The organism is Nostoc sp. DSM 114160 (assembly GCF_053470305.1).
On record NZ_JBPFGO010000001.1, the window covers coordinates 3,626,511 to 3,642,737 of the forward strand.

The following is a 16,227-nucleotide window of genomic DNA, read 5'->3' on the forward strand; positions in this document are numbered from 1 at the left end:
ACCGAGTGGAGGTAATGTTTCTGTGAACGTCGAGCAATTGTTAGCTAATCTTACTAAACAGGGTGTGAAGTTGTGGGTTGAAGGTGAGCAGCTGCGTGCCAATGCTCCAAAGGGCGTATTGACGCTAGAAACTCGTGACTTATTAGCTAACCATAAAGCAAAACTTATCTTGTTATTGCAAGAGAAAAATGCGAACCCCGACACAGATTTACCCCTCGTCAAAGCCGATCGCCCTCAGAACTTACCTCTATCTTTTGCCCAAGAACGACTCTGGTTATTAAACCAGTTAGAACCAGATAACCCCTTCTACAACGAACAAACAGCGATAAAACTTCACGGTCAGTTGAACGTTGTGGCGCTAGAGCAAAGCCTCAACACAATTATTGCTCGTCACGAAGTTTTACGTACCAACTTCCGCACCATCAACGATCGCCCAGTCCAGATTATTGCTGACAGCTTAACCTTAAGTGTGCCAGTAGTAGATTTAACAGATTTACCGGAAAGTGAAAGAGCGATCGCTTGCCAAAAATTAGCCACGACTGAACTTGCTCGACCTTTTGACCTTGCTAGCTCTCCTTTAATCCGAGCTTGTGTGGTGAAACTCAAAGAGCTAGAACACGCTTTTGTGCTAACAGTCCACCACATCATAGTGGATGGTTGGTCAACAGGTATATTGATGCGTGAGTTAGCAACCATCTATTCAGCCATCTGCAATAACTTGTCGCCCAAGCTACCTGAGCTACCAATTCAGTATGCCGACTTTGCGATTTGGCAACGGCAATGGTTGCAAAAAGAAGTACTGCAAACGCAGCTTGACTACTGGAAGCAACAACTCAAAAACGCTCCTACCTTACTAGAATTACCCACAGATAGACCCAGACCAGCCATTCAAACTTACCGGGGCGCAGTCCAATATCTAGAATTATCAAGCGAACTGAGTCAAGCGATCGCCAATTTCAGTAGGCAAGAGGGAGCTTCCCTATTCATGACGCTGTTCTGTGCTTATGCTACCTTGCTTTATCGCTATACAGGCTCCGATGATATTGTAGTAGGTACGCCAATTGCTAACCGCGATCGCTTAGAACTTGAAGGGTTAATTGGCTTTTTTGTCAATACTTTAGTATTACGTACCGATTTGTCAGGCAACCCCAGTTTTGGGCAATTGCTCAGTCGAGTGCGGCAAATGACACTGGAAGCTTATGCCCATCCAGATTTACCCTTTGAGGAGTTGGTCAAAGCATTACAGCCACAACGAAACCTCAGCCATACACCACTGTTTCAGGTGATGTTTGTCCTCCAGAATGCACCCATATCTGAAGTAGAACTTGCTGGCTTAACTATCAGTTCTTTACCAGTAGAAGGTGCAACTGCCAAGTTTGATTTAACTTTATCAATGCAGAATACAAGCACTTCGACTACGCTCAGTACAAGCACTGGATTGGTGGGTATGTGGCAGTACAACGCTGATTTGTTTGATGAGCGCACAATCGAGCGAATGAGTGGGCATTTTGTAACATTACTTGAAGGAATTGTTGCTAATCCTCAAGAGCGAATTGCACAATTGCCTCTGCTGACAAAATCTGAGCAACAGCAGTTACTCGTTGAATGGAACAATACTCAAGTAGATTATCCCCAAGATAAATGTATTCATCAGTTGTTTGAAGAACAGGTAGAACGTACACCCGATGCTGTAGCGGTAGTGTTTGACAATCAACAACTCACCTACCATCAGTTGAATTGTCGTGCTAATCAGTTAGCTCATTACTTGCACTCATTGGGTGTCAAACCAGACACGCTGGTGGGCATTTGTGTGGAGCGTTCTTTAGAAATGGTAGTTGGACTACTGGGTATTCTCAAGGCAGGTGGAGCATACTTACCACTAGATCCAGAGTATCCGCCTGAGCGTTTGCGCTTCATGCTAGAAGATGCTACTGTTTCGGTGCTGTTAACTCAACAACAACTGATTGACAAACTTCCTCCAAATCAAGCACAAGTTGTCTTTTTAGATGAAGCTTGGTCAGAAATTGCCCAAAACAATCAAGATAATCCAAGCAGTGGAGTCAAAGCTTTTCATCTAGCTAATTTGATTTACACTTCAGGATCTACAGGTAGACCCAAAGGTGTGATGGTTGAGCATCAGGGATTGTGCAACTTAGCTCAAGCTCAGAAAATAACTTTTGGCTTGACTTGTTCTAGTCGCGTTCTCCAGTTTGCCTCCTTCAGTTTTGATGCAAGCATCTCAGAAATTTTGATGGCTCTGTTTTCAGGTGGAACGCTTTATCTAGGAACTAAAGACTCTCTATTGCCAGGAGAACCATTAATTAAGCAATTACGTAAGCATTGCATTACCCATATCACCCTACCACCATCGGCGTTAGCAGTTATGCCTGTGGAGGAACTGCCGACACTGCAAACAATAATTGTCGCCGGAGAAGCTTGTCCTCTTGAATTAATCAAGCAGTGGTCTGTTGGCAGAAACTTCTTCAACGCTTACGGGCCAACGGAAGCTAGTGTCTGTGCGACTATTGCCAAATGCACTCCTGAAGATGAGAAAATATCTATTGGTAAGGCGATCGCCAATACGCAAGTCTACATTTTAGATGAAAATTTGCAACCAGTTCCCATTGGTGTGCCTGGAGAGTTACACATTGGGGGTGTGGGATTAGCAAGAGGCTACCTCAACCGTCCTGAGTTGACACAAGAGAAATTTATCTCCAATCCCTTTCAAAGAGGCAGGGGAGCAGCACTTCGACTACGCTCAGTGACCGAGGGGCAGGGGAGCAGAGGGGAAACAGAAGACCAATCTTCTAATTCTGAGCGCCTTTATAAAACTGGGGATTTAGCACGCTATTTACCGAATGGTGACATTGAATACTTAGGGCGCATTGACAATCAGGTAAAAGTCCGTGGCTTCCGCATTGAATTAGGAGAAATTGAAACAGCACTGAGCCAACATGGTGATGTGCAGACTTGTTGTGCGATCGCTCGTGAAGATATCTCAGGAGAGAAGCGCCTAGTCGCATACATAGTGCCGCAAAAAGACGTGACTTGTACTGAGCGACTCGTGCCGAGCATCTCGACTTCGCTCGATGGAGCCGGAGCCGAGGTAAGTCGAAGTACACCCACAATCAACCAACTGCGGCAATTCCTGAAAGCAAAACTCCCAGAGTACATGGTTCCAAATGCTTTTGTAGTGCTGGAGTCCCTGCCACTAACTCCCAACGGTAAAGTAGACCGCCGCGCCCTACCAGCACCAGATTTACACAGCGAACAAAAAGGCAAATATGTCGCCCCACGCACACCCATTGAGGAAATGCTGGCACAAATTTGGACACAAGTGCTGAAACTAGAGCAAGTGGGCATACATGATAACTTCTTTGAAGTTGGGGGACATTCATTACTAGCAACGCAATTGCTTTCACGTATCCGTAACATTTTCAAAGTGGAACTACCATTGCGTGAGTTATTTGCCAAAGCAACAATTGCCGAATTAGCGCGATCGCTTGAGCAATTGCAGCAACAGGACTTAGAATTTTCTACACCACCCATCTTACCAAGGACAAAAAATACACAATTACCACTGTCTTATGCTCAACAGCGTTTGTGGTTTTTAGACCAGTTACAGTCTCTAGGTGGCACTTATAACATACCCCTAACTTTGCGTTTAGTAGGAACTCTTAATCAAGCAGCTTTAGAAAAAAGCTTACAAGAAATTATTTATCGCCACGAAGCATTACGTACTAACTTTATTACCGTTGATGGACAACCAATACAAATTATTAGGGAACAGGCAGGGAGCAGGGGGCAGGGAGCAGGGGGCAGCGAGCTTCTTCTGAGCCAACTAACATCTACACCTTGGACAGTATCTATTGTTGATTTGAAGCATTTATCCACACTTGTACTGAGCGAAGCCGAAGTAAGTGAAAAAGAAATTGCTTTGCAGCAATTAGTGCAAAAACAAGCTATTCAAGCTTTTGACTTAGCAAATGAACCATTGGTTAGAGCAACATTAGTTGTGCTGTCCGAAACAGAACACGCTTTGTTAGTATTCATACATCACATTGTTTGTGATGGCTGGTCAATGGGTGTGTTTGTCCAGGAATTAGTAGCTCTGTACAATGCTTATTCTCAAGATCAAATATCACCTTTAGCACCACTATCGATTCAGTACGCAGATTTTGCAATTTGGCAGCGAAACTGGTTGCAAGGGGATGTACTGCAAAGCCAACTGAGTTATTGGCAACAACAACTAGCCAATGCACCAACTTTATTGTCGCTACCTACTGACCGTCCCAGAGGAGCTGTACAAACTTACCACGGCGCATATCAAGAGTTGGCACTCTCAAAAGAACTAAGTATTGCGCTCAAACAATTGAGTCAAAAAGAAAGTGTCACCTTGTTTATGACGCTGTTAGCAGCATTCCAAATATTGCTATGGCGCTATAGTGGGCAGGATGATATCTGTATAGGTACGCCGATCGCTAACCGTAATCGTGCAGAAATTGAGGGGTTAATTGGCTTTTTTGTCAATACCCTGGTGTTGCGTACCCGCTTGGATGGTAATCCCAGTTTTAGGCAGCTATTATCACGGGTGCGAGAAGTGGCTTTGGGAGCATACTCTCATCAAGATTTGCCTTTTGAAATGTTGGTGGAAGCGTTGCAGCCAGAACGAAATCTCAGCCATAACCCAATTTTTCAGGTATGGTTTAATTTACAGAATTTGGCAAACACCCAACTAGAACTTTTTGGGTTGTCTGTAGAACCTATATCGATGTCAGAAGCGGCTTCCAAGTTTGACTTAAGCTTGTATGTTGCAGAATACGAACAAGGAATAACTCTGCAACTACTATATAATGCTGACCTATTTACTTCAGAACGAATGGTGGAAATGGTGCAACAATTCCATCATTTGCTGAATCAAATTGTGGCTGAACCTGATAGTGCGATCGCCTCTTATTCTCTTGTCACACCACAAACCCGATTTTTACTACCAGATCCCACAACAGCCATACCACAACCAGAATACGAATTAGTTACAACAACGTTTACTTTTTGGGTAAATAGCACCCCAGAACAGCCAGCAGTGCGTCAAGGATCTCGCACTTGGAACTATAGAGAATTAGGCAAAAGCTCTCAAGATTTAGCTAGGGTGATACTAAGTCACGGAATCGAACGGGGAGATGTCGTAGCGGTGTACGGGACATCAAGTTTTGGATTGATTGCCAGTGCGATCGCTGTTCTCTTGAGTGGAGGAGTGCTGCTAACCATCGATCCGCAACTTCCTAGTCAACGCCAACGGCTAATGCTTCAGGAAGCTAAAGCTAAATGCATATTGTATGTCGATAGTCAATACCCAAAAGACCAGGAAATATGGCAGTCTTTAACTGTTATCTGTATAAATCCAGACACAGCAGTAGCTATAAATTATCGCCAAGAAAGCAGTCATACAATACTTCTGCCGGAAATATCTGCTAATGATGCAGCCTATATTTTCTTTACTTCTGGTACTACTGGCGTTCCTAAAGGAGTGTTGGGGTGTCACAAAGGGATGGCGCATTTTCTCAATTGGCAAAGACAAACCTTTGGAATTAATCAAAAAGACCGCATTGCCCAATTAACAGGACTTTCCTTTGATGTCGTTCTCAGAGATATTTTCTTATCTTTGACCAGTGGTGCAACCTTGTGTCTACCAGCACAAGAAGATAAGTTAGAACCAACGAAAATTTTGCGCTACTTGGAACGCGAACAGATTTCTGTTCTGCACACAGTTCCTTCCTTAGCGCAATCATGGCTGGCTAATGTGCCAAAAGAAGTTTCTCTGCATAACTTACGCTGGTTATTCTTCGCCGGAGAACCTTTGAAGGAGACACTTGTACTGCAATGGCGAGATGCTTTCCCCCAAGCAGGTGAAATCGTTAATCTGTATGGGCCGACAGAGACAACTTTGGCGAAATGTTATTACCAAGTACCTAGTAAACCCACACCAGGGGTACAGCCAGTAGGACGGACACTTCCGGAAACTCAAGCTTTAGTTTTAGGTGCAAATCGCCAATTGTGTGGTATTGGGGAAGCGGGTGAGATTGTTTTGCGGACACCATTTCGCAGTTTGGGCTACATTAACGCCCTAGAAGAAATGCGCTCTCGGTTTGTTAAAAACCATTTTCGCAATGATGACCAAGATTTGCTGTATTATACAGGCGATCGCGGTCGCTATCTTCCAGATGGCACTCTCGAAATTCTCGGTCGCCTCGATCGTCAAGTCAAGATTCGCGGCATACGCATTGAACCTGGAGAAATTGAGACAGTATTAGCACAACATCCATTTGTACATCAGACTGTTGTAATTGCCCATGAAGAACGCTTAGTGGCTTACATTATTCCCAATCAGGATTCAACACCTACCATTAGTGAAATCCGGCGCTTCCTCTCCACTAAGCTACCACAGTATATGATGCCTTCTAGTTTTGTCTTCCTAGATAGCTTGCCCCTGACACCCAACGGTAAGGTAGACCGCCGTGCTTTGCCTACACCTTCTAACATTAATAACCTAGATACATTTGTCGAACCCCGTAACCAATTAGAACTGCAACTGGTGCAAATCTGGTCAAAAATTCTGAAAGTTGACAAAGTAGGAGTACAAGATAACTTTTTTGACTTAGGTGGTCATTCTCTTTTAGCCCCCTACTTAATAACTCAAATTAAGCAGCAGTTTGGTAAAGATGTGAGTTTAACAAGCCTTTTCCAAAACCCAACTATTGAACAGTTAGCGACAATTTTGCAAATAGACTCGAATTATTCAAATTCGTCTTGTCTAGTACCAATTCAGCCAAACGGTTCAAAGTTACCTTTCTTCTGCATTCCTGGCGCTGGGGGCGAACCTTTCTACTTATATCACTTAGGGCGTTATTTAGGAGATGAGCAACCATTATACAGTTTTCAAGCAAACAATCTAGATGTAGAGCCAGAAACCCGAATTCAGGATATGGCTAGCCATTATATCCAAGCAATGCAAACCGTCCAGCCGCAAGGGCCATACTTTTTAGGAGGACATTCTTTAGGAAGTATAGTAGCTTTTGAAATGGCAACTCAGTTGCTCGATCGGGGACATGAGGTTGCTTTAGTCGTCATACTTGATATGTCAGCACCAACTTCTAAAGACAAACAAGCACGGATTGAGCGTCTTGATTGGGATCATGCTCGGTGGTTAATTGAGTCGATCAAAGCAGTAGAAGTTTCTCTATCAACCAACATGGATATTTCTTACGATACCCTGCGATCGCTATCTGAAAAGGAGCAACTAAAATACGTTTTACAGCATTTAAAAATGGTGAATATGCTCCCTCCTAACGCTGAAATTACGCAGTTGAAAAACATGGTGCAAGCTTTAAAAGCAAACTCTCTATCCCTAATTAATTATGTACCACAACAGATTTATACCGATCGAATTACACTTTTACGTGCCAGCGAGACTCCCCCGGAACGGTTGACTAGCAAGTTTTCTGAGATTTCCCAAGATTCGACCTGGGGCTGGAGTGAGTATTCTTGCGAACCAGTAGATATCCATTTTGTTCCAGGCAATCATATTACTATGATGGCAGAACCCCACGTCCAAGTCTTAGCCGAACAATTGAAAGATTGCATTCAGCAAGCCTTATATAGGCAAGGGGGCAGGGGGCAGGGAGCAGGGGGCAGGGCAATACGGTTCGGATAAGCATTTTGAATTCAAAATAGGGTTTGGGGAAAAGGGAAATGGGTTTGCGGTTAAAGGTTTTTTATTCCCCTTTCCCCTTTACCCTTTCCCCTTTAACCGAACCGTATTGGGGGGCAGGGGGAAAGAGAAATATATTATCTGAGTAAATTAGATAATTTATTTTTTGGAAGTTTTAAAGCAAATATGGCGTTGTTGAGTATGAATATCAATTGAGATTTGTAACTCATGTAGAGACGCGATTCATCGCGTCTGAAAGACCAATTTTCGACGCCAATAACCTTTAACCCAAGCGTATTGATTTTTCACCAAAACCGAAATTTGAAATTTAAATGTAAGGAATTTTATTATGACTGCTGCTTCTAATCAGATTAAATCGACACTGTGGGATAAAAAACAAGAGTATCCCTTAACTACAGAAACTTTAAAAATGCTCCTCGAACACCGAATACCTCTGATTCGGTTGAAAGAATTTGCCACACCTGAAGAGTGTGAGATGTTATATGCTCAATCTCAATCACTTAGCTTTAACGCTTATCAAGATGTCACTCCTAAAATTGAAAAAGTTGGCATCACAGTGTTTGAATATAACAGCATTAGTAAAGGAAATTATTTTAAAGAAGTAGAACGGGCAACTAAATTAAGAGACTCCATTTTTGCAGCCTCCTTCAATCCATTGGAGCGCATCATCGAAAAATTTCGAGAGTGTGGCGTGAATGCACGAATTGCTTCTGAACCAGATTACGGTAGCTATTATGCAGGACTGATCAGAAAAATAGAGCATGGAACCCAAATTCATATTGATTTTGCGCCAATAGAGCAATCTGAATGGGAAGTTTGTACAATTACTGCTCAACTTTCTTGGACTTTGTATTTGAAATTATCTGACAACAATCAAGGTAAAACTTGTATTTACGATCGCCGTTGGCAACCAAGCGATGAGCAATATAAACTCGATTCCTACGGATATAGCGATCGAGTAATTGCGGATGCAGATGCGATCGCTTTCCAACCTTACGTAGGAGATGTACTGCTTTTTAATACAACCAACTTTCACTATGTTGAGCCGATGCATGGACAGCGTGTAGCTTTCACTTCCATGATTGGCTTACTTCCTAACGGTGAAATTATTTTCTGGTCTTAAAAGAGGCAAGGGAGCAGGGGGCAGGGAGCAGAGGGAATGGAGAAAGAACCAATCAAAAGTCATGAAGATTTAGAAGTATACAAAATGGCGTTTGATGTAGCGATGAAAATTTTTGAATTATCTAAGAAGTTTCCCGTAGAAGAAAGGTATTCATTGATTGACCAAATTCGTAGGTCATCACGGTCAGTTTGTGCCAACTTGGCCGAGGCATGGAGAAAACGCCGCTATGAGGCTGCTTTTATTGCAAAATTGAATGATTCAGAGGCTGAAGCAGCAGAAACTCAGACTTGGCTTAAATTTGCTGTGAAATGTGGTTATTTAGACGTTGATACAGGCAGAGAACTATATGGAAGATTAAACCAAGTTTTAGGCATTCTAGTAACCATGATCAACAATCCATCACCCTGGCTCATAAAACGCTAATTTCTAATCCCCCTGCCCCCTGCCTTTCAAGGGCAGGCTTTTAGGCTTTCGATAAATAGTTGAGAATGTTCTCAATTATTGAACGTAGTTTTAAGTTCTCAGACAATGGTTTTGGTTTTAAAATCCCAAAAATTTGTCTAATCAAAAAAACCTGCCCCCTGCCCCCTGCTCCCTGCCCCCTGCTCCCTGCCCCCTGCCCCCTGCCCCCTGCCCCCTGCCTGCCCCCTGCCCAAAGTGAGGTAATGATTCATGCCCAATGCAGCTGTGATGACTGCGCCTAATGAGCCAGTTACAATCCAACAATTACCAAACCCTATTTTAGAAAAGGGTGGAATCATTATTGAAACCATATATTCTGAAGTTTGTGGAACAGATGTACATTTACTGCGTGGGCATTTAGAAGGAGTACCGTATCCAATTATCCCCGGTCACTTTTCAGTCGGTCGTGTGGTGGAAACAGGTGGAGAGGTTAGTGATGTTAATGGTAGATTAATTAAGCCTGGAGCGATCGCTACTTTTCTCGATGTCCACGAAACCTGTTACAACTGCTGGTATTGTCTAGTAGCCAAATCATCCACTCGCTGTCCACAACGCAAGGTTTATGGTGTCACCTACTCAGCCAAAGATGGATTACTGGGTGGTTGGTCTGAATTGATTTACCTCAAACCAGGGGTGAAAGTTCTCACTTTACCTGAAGAAGTCTCGCCAAAGCAATTCATTGCTGGGGGATGTGCTTTACCAACTGCACTACACGCTATCGATCGAGCGCAAATTCAAATTGGTGATATTGTCGTGGTACAGGGTTGCGGGCCTGTAGGTTTGAGTGCGGCAATTCTGGCTTTACTCTCAGGTGCAGGTAAAGTAATTGTCATTGATAAATATGAAAGTCGCTTAGTAGTTGCCAAATCTTTCGGTGTAGATGAAACCCTGGTAATTAATGCTAACGACCCACAACAACATATTGAGCGGGTTTTGGAATTGACACACGGACATGGTGCTGATGTCACTATTGAAGCCACAGGCATTCCCATTGCTGTCAAAGAGGGTTTGAATATGACGAGAAATGGCGGTCGTTATGTGGTTGTCGGGCATTACACAAATACGGGTGAAATTCTCATCAATCCCCACTTAGAAATTAATCTCAAACATATTGATATTCGCGGAACTTGGGGAATTGATTTCAGCCATTTTTACAGAATGATTGAATTACTAAAACGTCATAGCGATCCCAGAAAAAATATTGCTTGGGAGAGCATAATTAGTCGTTCATACACACTAGCAGAAATTAATCAAGCTCTGGCGGACGTAGAACAAGGTTCTGTATTAAAAGCTGTAATTAAACCTAATCTATATTGATACCAACAACATATAAAATAAGGAGAAAGATATGCTCAAAGATTTAAAAATTGCCTTTATCGGCGGTGGCACGATGGGCGAAATGATAATTAGTAGATTGTTATCGACAAAAACCATTCAACAACCCGATTTAGTTATAGTCAGTGACCCACTTTCTACGCGATGCCTGTATTTAGAAAGGGAATATGGAGTACGTACTACAACCTCCAATATAGAAGCTATACAAGGCGTATCGATTGTGATATTGGCTGTAAAGCCGCAGGTTTTAACCTCTGTTATGGCTATGCTGAAGGATAAAATTTCACCTGATGTTTTAGTAATTAGTATTGTGGGTGGAGTAGGTATTGCATCTCTGTGCGAAGGGTTGAATCATCCTGCTGTTGTTCGTACAATGCCGAATATTGCTGTACAAGTTGGTCATGGGACTACGGTGTGGAGCGCATCACCAAGTGTGACAGAAATACAGCGATCGCATACGCAAGTCATTTTACAAGCATTAGGCAAAGAATTTACTACCCAAAATGAACATTATCTAGATATGGCAACGGCGTTGAGTAGCGCCGGCACTGGGTTTATCTTTCTGTACATCGAAGCGATGATTGATGCTGGGGTACAGATGGGTTTAACTCGCGCACAAGCCCAAGAACTCACATTGCATACGATTGCTGGGAGTGTAGAACTAATGTTTCAGACTGATGAACATCCAGCAGTCTTACGCAACAAGGTAACGAGTCCTGGGGGAGTGACTGCTGCTGGTCTTTACGAGTTAGAAAAAGGTGGGATGCGAACTGTCATCTCTAATGCAGTGCTTACTGCTTTGAGCCGCACTCAACAGTTAGGCAATATGATTTGAATAAGTAGTGGTGAATGGTATTCTTGATTCGGTAATTATTACTGATTATTCAACACTAAAAACTATGAAATATACTTTTCAGAAATTCCAGTTTATTTATCAAATATGTCAACCCAAGTTATTCAAGCTAAACCCGCAACAAATGTTTTTACAGACTTTATTCGATTTTGGGAAAATGTAAAAGCGATCGCTGGCCCTTATTGGTACCCAAACAAGCCAGGAGAAAGAGCTTTTTCAGATGTTATTCGTGCCTGGGGAATGCTGATTCTCCTAATATTTCTCATCTTCACTCTTGTCGGTGTAACTACTTTTAATAGTTTTATTCATCGTTATTTAATCGATGTTATTATTCAAGAGAAGGATTCTTCTAAATTTAGTTATACTATAGCTTTTTATGCTGTTGGACTTGTATTAATAACGCTTCTAGTAGGACTGACTAAATTTGTAAGAAAACAAATTTCTCTTGATTGGTATCAATGGCTCAATAATCATGTTTTAAATAAATATTTAAACAAACGTGCTTATTATAAAATTAATTTTCAATCAGATATTGATAATCCAGATCAACGTTTATCTCAAGAGATTGAACCAGTTACTGGTAATGCCCTCAGTTTTTCAGCCACTTTCCTAGAAAAAGTACTGGAAATGATAACCTTTTTAATAGTTGTCTGGACAATTTCGCAACAGATAGCTATTGCGCTAATTATCTATACAATTGTAGGCAACTTTATTGCTATTTACTTAAATCAAGAATTAATTAAGATTAATCAGGCAGAACTTGAGGCTAAAGCTGATTATAGCTATTGTTTAACTCATGTTCGCAATCACGCCGAGTCGATAGCTTTTTTCCGAGGAGAAGAACAGGAACTAAATATAGTTCAACGCCGATTTAGTATTTTGGTCAAAGAGATTAAACAAAAGATTGATTGGGAGAGAAGTAAGGAAATTTTTAACAGAGGATATCGGGCTGTTATCGAACTGATCGCACTCGTAGTACTCGCACCTTTATATATTAAAGGTGAAATTGATTTCGGACAAGTTGGACAAGCTACTACAGCTTGCTATATGTTTGCTGGTGCTTTAGAAGAATTAATTCGAGAATTTAGTGTTTCTGGGCGATTTTCTAGTTATGTTGAGCGTTTATCTGAGTTTTCAGATGCCTTAGAAGAAGTAACTAAACAACCCGAAAATGTCAGTACTATTAAAACAATAGAAGAGAAGCAATTTGCTTTTGAGCATGTGACATTACAAACACCTAACTATGAACAGGTGATCGTCGAAGACTTGTCATTAAACGTTCAGTCTGGAGAAGGTTTATTAATTGTCGGGCCAAGTGGTCGAGGTAAAAGTTCTTTATTGAGAGCGATCGCAGGTTTGTGGAATGCGGGAACTGGTCGTCTGGTGCGTCCTCCGCTACAAGATGTCTTATTCTTACCCCAACGTCCTTACATTATCTTAGGAACTTTGCGCGAACAATTACTTTATCCTAATACAAATCGTCAGATGACCGATGCAGAACTCAAAGATATTTTGCAACAAGTAAACCTGCAAAACTTGCTCAGTCGAGTTGAAGGTTTTGATACTGAAGTTCCTTGGGAAAACATATTATCTTTGGGAGAACAACAACGTTTGGCATTTGCTCGACTATTAGTTACTCATCCTAGCTTCACTATCTTAGATGAGGCAACGAGTGCTTTAGATTTAAGAAATGAAGGGAGTTTATATCAACAGCTACAAGAGACAAAAACAACATTTATTAGTGTTGGACATCGAGAAAGTCTATTTAATTATCATCAATGGGTTTTAGAACTCTCACAAGATTCCAGTTGGCAACTTGTAACCGTGCAGGATTATCGACTGCAAAAAGCAAGAGAAATTGTCACTAATACTTCTGAAAATGCTGAGAACACAACAGATATTTTACCTAATAATGAACCACAATTAGAAATCAGTACAAGCGAAAGGTTTTCTCATAAAGAAATGAATGCATTAACGAACTATTCCGTTTCCACTATTAGAAGTAAGGCAAGCAAAGGGGAGTCTATCACTACTAGGGATGGCTTAACCTATCGCTATGACAAAGATCCTAAAGTGTTGAAATGGGTGAGAGTTTAACGAAGTCAAAAGAATAAATTATCTAATTGATAGGCTTTACTAAGACTTTTTCTCCCCTGCTTATAGTGTGGGGATAAAGTGACACTCCCTTTTTTGGCTGATTGCGATCGCACCTGTCGAATGTGGGTTTGACAGCTTAAAGACCAAATAAAAAACTAACTTTGATTTTATCTTTATTTCCATCATTTCCTGTTTTGACAACAACTTAATTTACCAGAAATTATGAGTGAGAAAGTTACCATGCTAAGAGCAACAAAGTGGCAAACCTTAAATGACTGTGAAATGAATCAGCAAAATTTCCAAGCATTGCTGAGAAATGAAATTCCATCAATTCGCATTTCTAAATTTGCTTCATCTGAAGAATGTCACAAATTAGCTTTGGCAATTGAAAAAGTTGGATTTAATTTTTATAAAAATGTGGAACCACCAATAGGAAGAATTGGAATTACCCAATTTGAATATATAAAAAAGGATAAAAGGGGATATTTTGATGCGGTTGAAAAAGCTAACAAAACTTATAATCAGGTAACTTCCTTATCTTTTGACCCGCTAAAACGTTTGACAACAATTCTCCGGCAGAATGTCTCTAGTCAAGTACAAATTGCTTACGAAAATGAAGCTTATGGATATTACTTCGCTGGATTGATACGTCAGATTAATGTTGCCTTGCTACACATAGACTTTGCAGGGTTAGATGCTCCAGATTGGGTAATAGGAAATATTACCTCGCAATTAGTATGGAATCTCTATGTCAAAGCGCCTAGTCAAGGAGGTGTTTGCAAAGTCTATAACCGACAGTGGCAGCCTGAAGATGAAAAATATAAAACTCCTGGTTCCTATGGCTACGATCGTTCCTTAATAGCTACCTCAGAAGTAAAACATAATATTCCACTCACAGGAGATTTGGTCATCTTCAACAGCCGTAATTTTCATGAAGTCTTGCCAGGCATGGGAGAACGTATAACAATTAACTCTTTTATTGGAAAAATGCCGGGAGGTGATTTAGTTTTTTGGTCGTAAAGACAAATTAGAACTTATAATATCATGTCCGGCTAATTAGTTATGATTCCCTTTCTCTATGCAGAAAGCCTAAAAACTCCTCCCCTCTGCCCCTAGAGCGGTCTTAATGATAAGTTTTTAAGCGGACACGATATTATAAGTAAAATTAGCGATCGCCCGCAAGCTCGTTAACGCCAGTCACCTACAAAAGGAAACCCTCCCTGCTGGACTAACCGGACTGCCTCAGGCTCTGCATAAATATCAGCATTTTTTGTTTGAAAGTAACTTCAGATTAAAAAAGCATAAATTTACTCGAATTTATAACTAATTTTTAGATTTCCTTTTTGACGTTTGGCTTTAGTAACTACTACACTTTTTAGTTCATTAAGTGATTTTAAATGAGTTCCACCACATGGAGTTGGATGAAGATTGGCAATTGTTACTACTCTTAAAGGTTTTCCTGGAGGTAGGTTATTGGGTATATTAGACCAACGCACTGCCAATTCTTCTGATGTAATCAGTGAAGCTTCTACATTGCTAGCTTCATCTAAAGCTTCACTAATTTTTGTATTAACTTCAGCAATAAATTTTTCAGTATTTTCAAATGAAGGGCTTCCTTGAAACTCTACATAAGAACCATCCGGAAAATGATATCCTTTGACTGCGATGAGATTTTTATCAAGGGATTCGACTATTGTGTACATGAGATGTCCAGCCGTATGAGCTTTAGCATTTTGCATACGACGGGTTTGATCAACATATAAAATTACTTCTTCACCTTTTTCTAAAGATATAGATGAAAAATCTCCATAATGACGAACTTCTTCATCTACAAAGCTTACGAAAGTGATGGGAATTTGAACTCCTCTGGCTTCAATTGTGCCTATATCTGAAGGCTGACCACCACCCTGTGGATAAAACACAGTACTATCGAGTACACAATAATCACCCCGCTCATCATTAGCAATATACTCAACGCGAGCCTGATAAGTAAATTTATAGGTATCTTCAAGATAAGCAAGTACTGTGGACATAGAAAATCTTTCAACTTGACTTTGATCCCGATTATAAACCTCATCCATCTTGAAGACTGGAGTTTGTTCAGAAGATATATTACTCTGAATAAGGGGGTGAAATAAGCAACCTATACTGTAATATGGTTCAGTTAAGCCCAAAAGTTATGTAAATTAACGTGAGTTCGATGAACCTCTCCCACGGGCAAGGGAGGAGCAACGAGAAATTAGGGTTTTGGCTTTCCTCTCCAACATGGAGAGGGGTTGGGGGAGAGGTCAAAAAAGGGCTTGTCGAACTCACGTTAAATTAAGTATTGTCGCTTAGAATTAAAGATAATCCGGTGCATCTGAAAGAATTTTCTTTATTGTCTCCAAACATACAGGATACTGAGATACTGAAAGCAATCAAGACAGCTATCCCAGCAGAGGCAATTGAGGGGCTGAAGACAGCCTGAAAGAATTTTTCCGGGGTGAACCCGATCGACAGATGATGCAGTTTATTGCCAAAAATCCTTAGAGGTTGTTTGAAAAGTCACAAAGTATACTATAAACCCCACTTCCATTCCTCTCCCCGTTGGCGTCAGCCTGCCGTTAGGCAAGCGGAGAGAGGCTTTGA

Annotated in this window: 8 protein-coding genes; 7 read left to right on the forward strand and 1 reads right to left on the reverse strand. The window is 41.2% G+C overall.

Annotated features, from left to right (window positions below; translation table 11 throughout):
• Nucleotides 1–22 precede the first annotated feature (22 nt).
• From NSTCB13_RS15905 to NSTCB13_RS15935, 7 genes are all read left to right on the forward strand, one after another.
• Nucleotides 23–7,711 (forward strand): amino acid adenylation domain-containing protein, encoded by a 7,689-nt coding sequence (locus NSTCB13_RS15905; RefSeq protein ID WP_448272939.1) that lies wholly within the window; start codon nt 23–25, stop codon nt 7,709–7,711.
• A 346-nt stretch (nt 7,712–8,057) separates the two neighbouring features.
• Nucleotides 8,058–8,852 (forward strand): 2OG-Fe(II)-dependent halogenase WelO5 family protein, encoded by a 795-nt coding sequence (locus tag NSTCB13_RS15910; protein WP_445627740.1) that lies wholly within the window; start codon nt 8,058–8,060, stop codon nt 8,850–8,852.
• Between the two features lie 36 nt (nt 8,853–8,888).
• Nucleotides 8,889–9,275 carry a four helix bundle protein gene (locus tag NSTCB13_RS15915; RefSeq protein WP_445627739.1) on the forward strand — a complete coding sequence of 129 codons (387 nt, stop codon included), beginning with the start codon at nt 8,889–8,891 and terminating at the stop codon, nt 9,273–9,275.
• 249 nt (nt 9,276–9,524) lie between these two features.
• The gene (locus NSTCB13_RS15920) at nt 9,525–10,631 is read left to right on the forward strand and encodes a zinc-binding dehydrogenase (RefSeq protein WP_448272940.1); all 1,107 of its coding nucleotides are present in this window, start codon (nt 9,525–9,527) and stop codon (nt 10,629–10,631) included.
• Between the two features lie 31 nt (nt 10,632–10,662).
• Nucleotides 10,663–11,484 (forward strand): pyrroline-5-carboxylate reductase, encoded by an 822-nt coding sequence (proC, locus tag NSTCB13_RS15925; RefSeq protein ID WP_448272942.1) that lies wholly within the window; start codon nt 10,663–10,665, stop codon nt 11,482–11,484.
• Nucleotides 11,485–11,589: 105 nt separating this feature from the next.
• Nucleotides 11,590–13,599, forward strand: coding sequence for an ABC transporter ATP-binding protein/permease (locus NSTCB13_RS15930; protein WP_448272943.1), 2,010 nt, complete (start codon nt 11,590–11,592; stop codon nt 13,597–13,599).
• 222 nt (nt 13,600–13,821) lie between these two features.
• Nucleotides 13,822–14,619 carry a 2OG-Fe(II)-dependent halogenase WelO5 family protein gene (locus tag NSTCB13_RS15935; RefSeq protein ID WP_448265474.1) on the forward strand — a complete coding sequence of 266 codons (798 nt, stop codon included), beginning with the start codon at nt 13,822–13,824 and terminating at the stop codon, nt 14,617–14,619.
• 287 nt (nt 14,620–14,906) lie between these two features.
• Here the strand turns inward: NSTCB13_RS15935 and NSTCB13_RS15940 are convergent, their stop codons facing one another.
• The gene (locus NSTCB13_RS15940) at nt 14,907–15,680 is read right to left on the reverse strand and encodes an alanine--tRNA ligase-related protein (protein ID WP_448272944.1); all 774 of its coding nucleotides are present in this window, start codon (nt 15,678–15,680) and stop codon (nt 14,907–14,909) included.
• Nucleotides 15,681–16,227: the final 547 nt, after the last annotated feature.

Bases quoted from the DNA above. Each gene is read 5' to 3' on its own strand.
- NSTCB13_RS15930 (WP_448272943.1), top strand. From the start codon at position 11,590: ATGTCAACCCAAGTTATTCAAGCTAAACCCGCAACAAATGTTTTTACA.
- NSTCB13_RS15935 (WP_448265474.1), top strand. From the start codon at position 13,822: ATGAGTGAGAAAGTTACCATGCTAAGAGCAACAAAGTGGCAAACCTTA.
- NSTCB13_RS15920 (WP_448272940.1), top strand. From the start codon at position 9,525: ATGCCCAATGCAGCTGTGATGACTGCGCCTAATGAGCCAGTTACAATC.
- proC (WP_448272942.1), top strand. From the start codon at position 10,663: ATGCTCAAAGATTTAAAAATTGCCTTTATCGGCGGTGGCACGATGGGC.
- NSTCB13_RS15915 (WP_445627739.1), top strand. From the start codon at position 8,889: ATGGAGAAAGAACCAATCAAAAGTCATGAAGATTTAGAAGTATACAAA.
- NSTCB13_RS15910 (WP_445627740.1), top strand. From the start codon at position 8,058: ATGACTGCTGCTTCTAATCAGATTAAATCGACACTGTGGGATAAAAAA.
- NSTCB13_RS15940 (WP_448272944.1), bottom strand. From the start codon at position 15,680: ATGGATGAGGTTTATAATCGGGATCAAAGTCAAGTTGAAAGATTTTCT.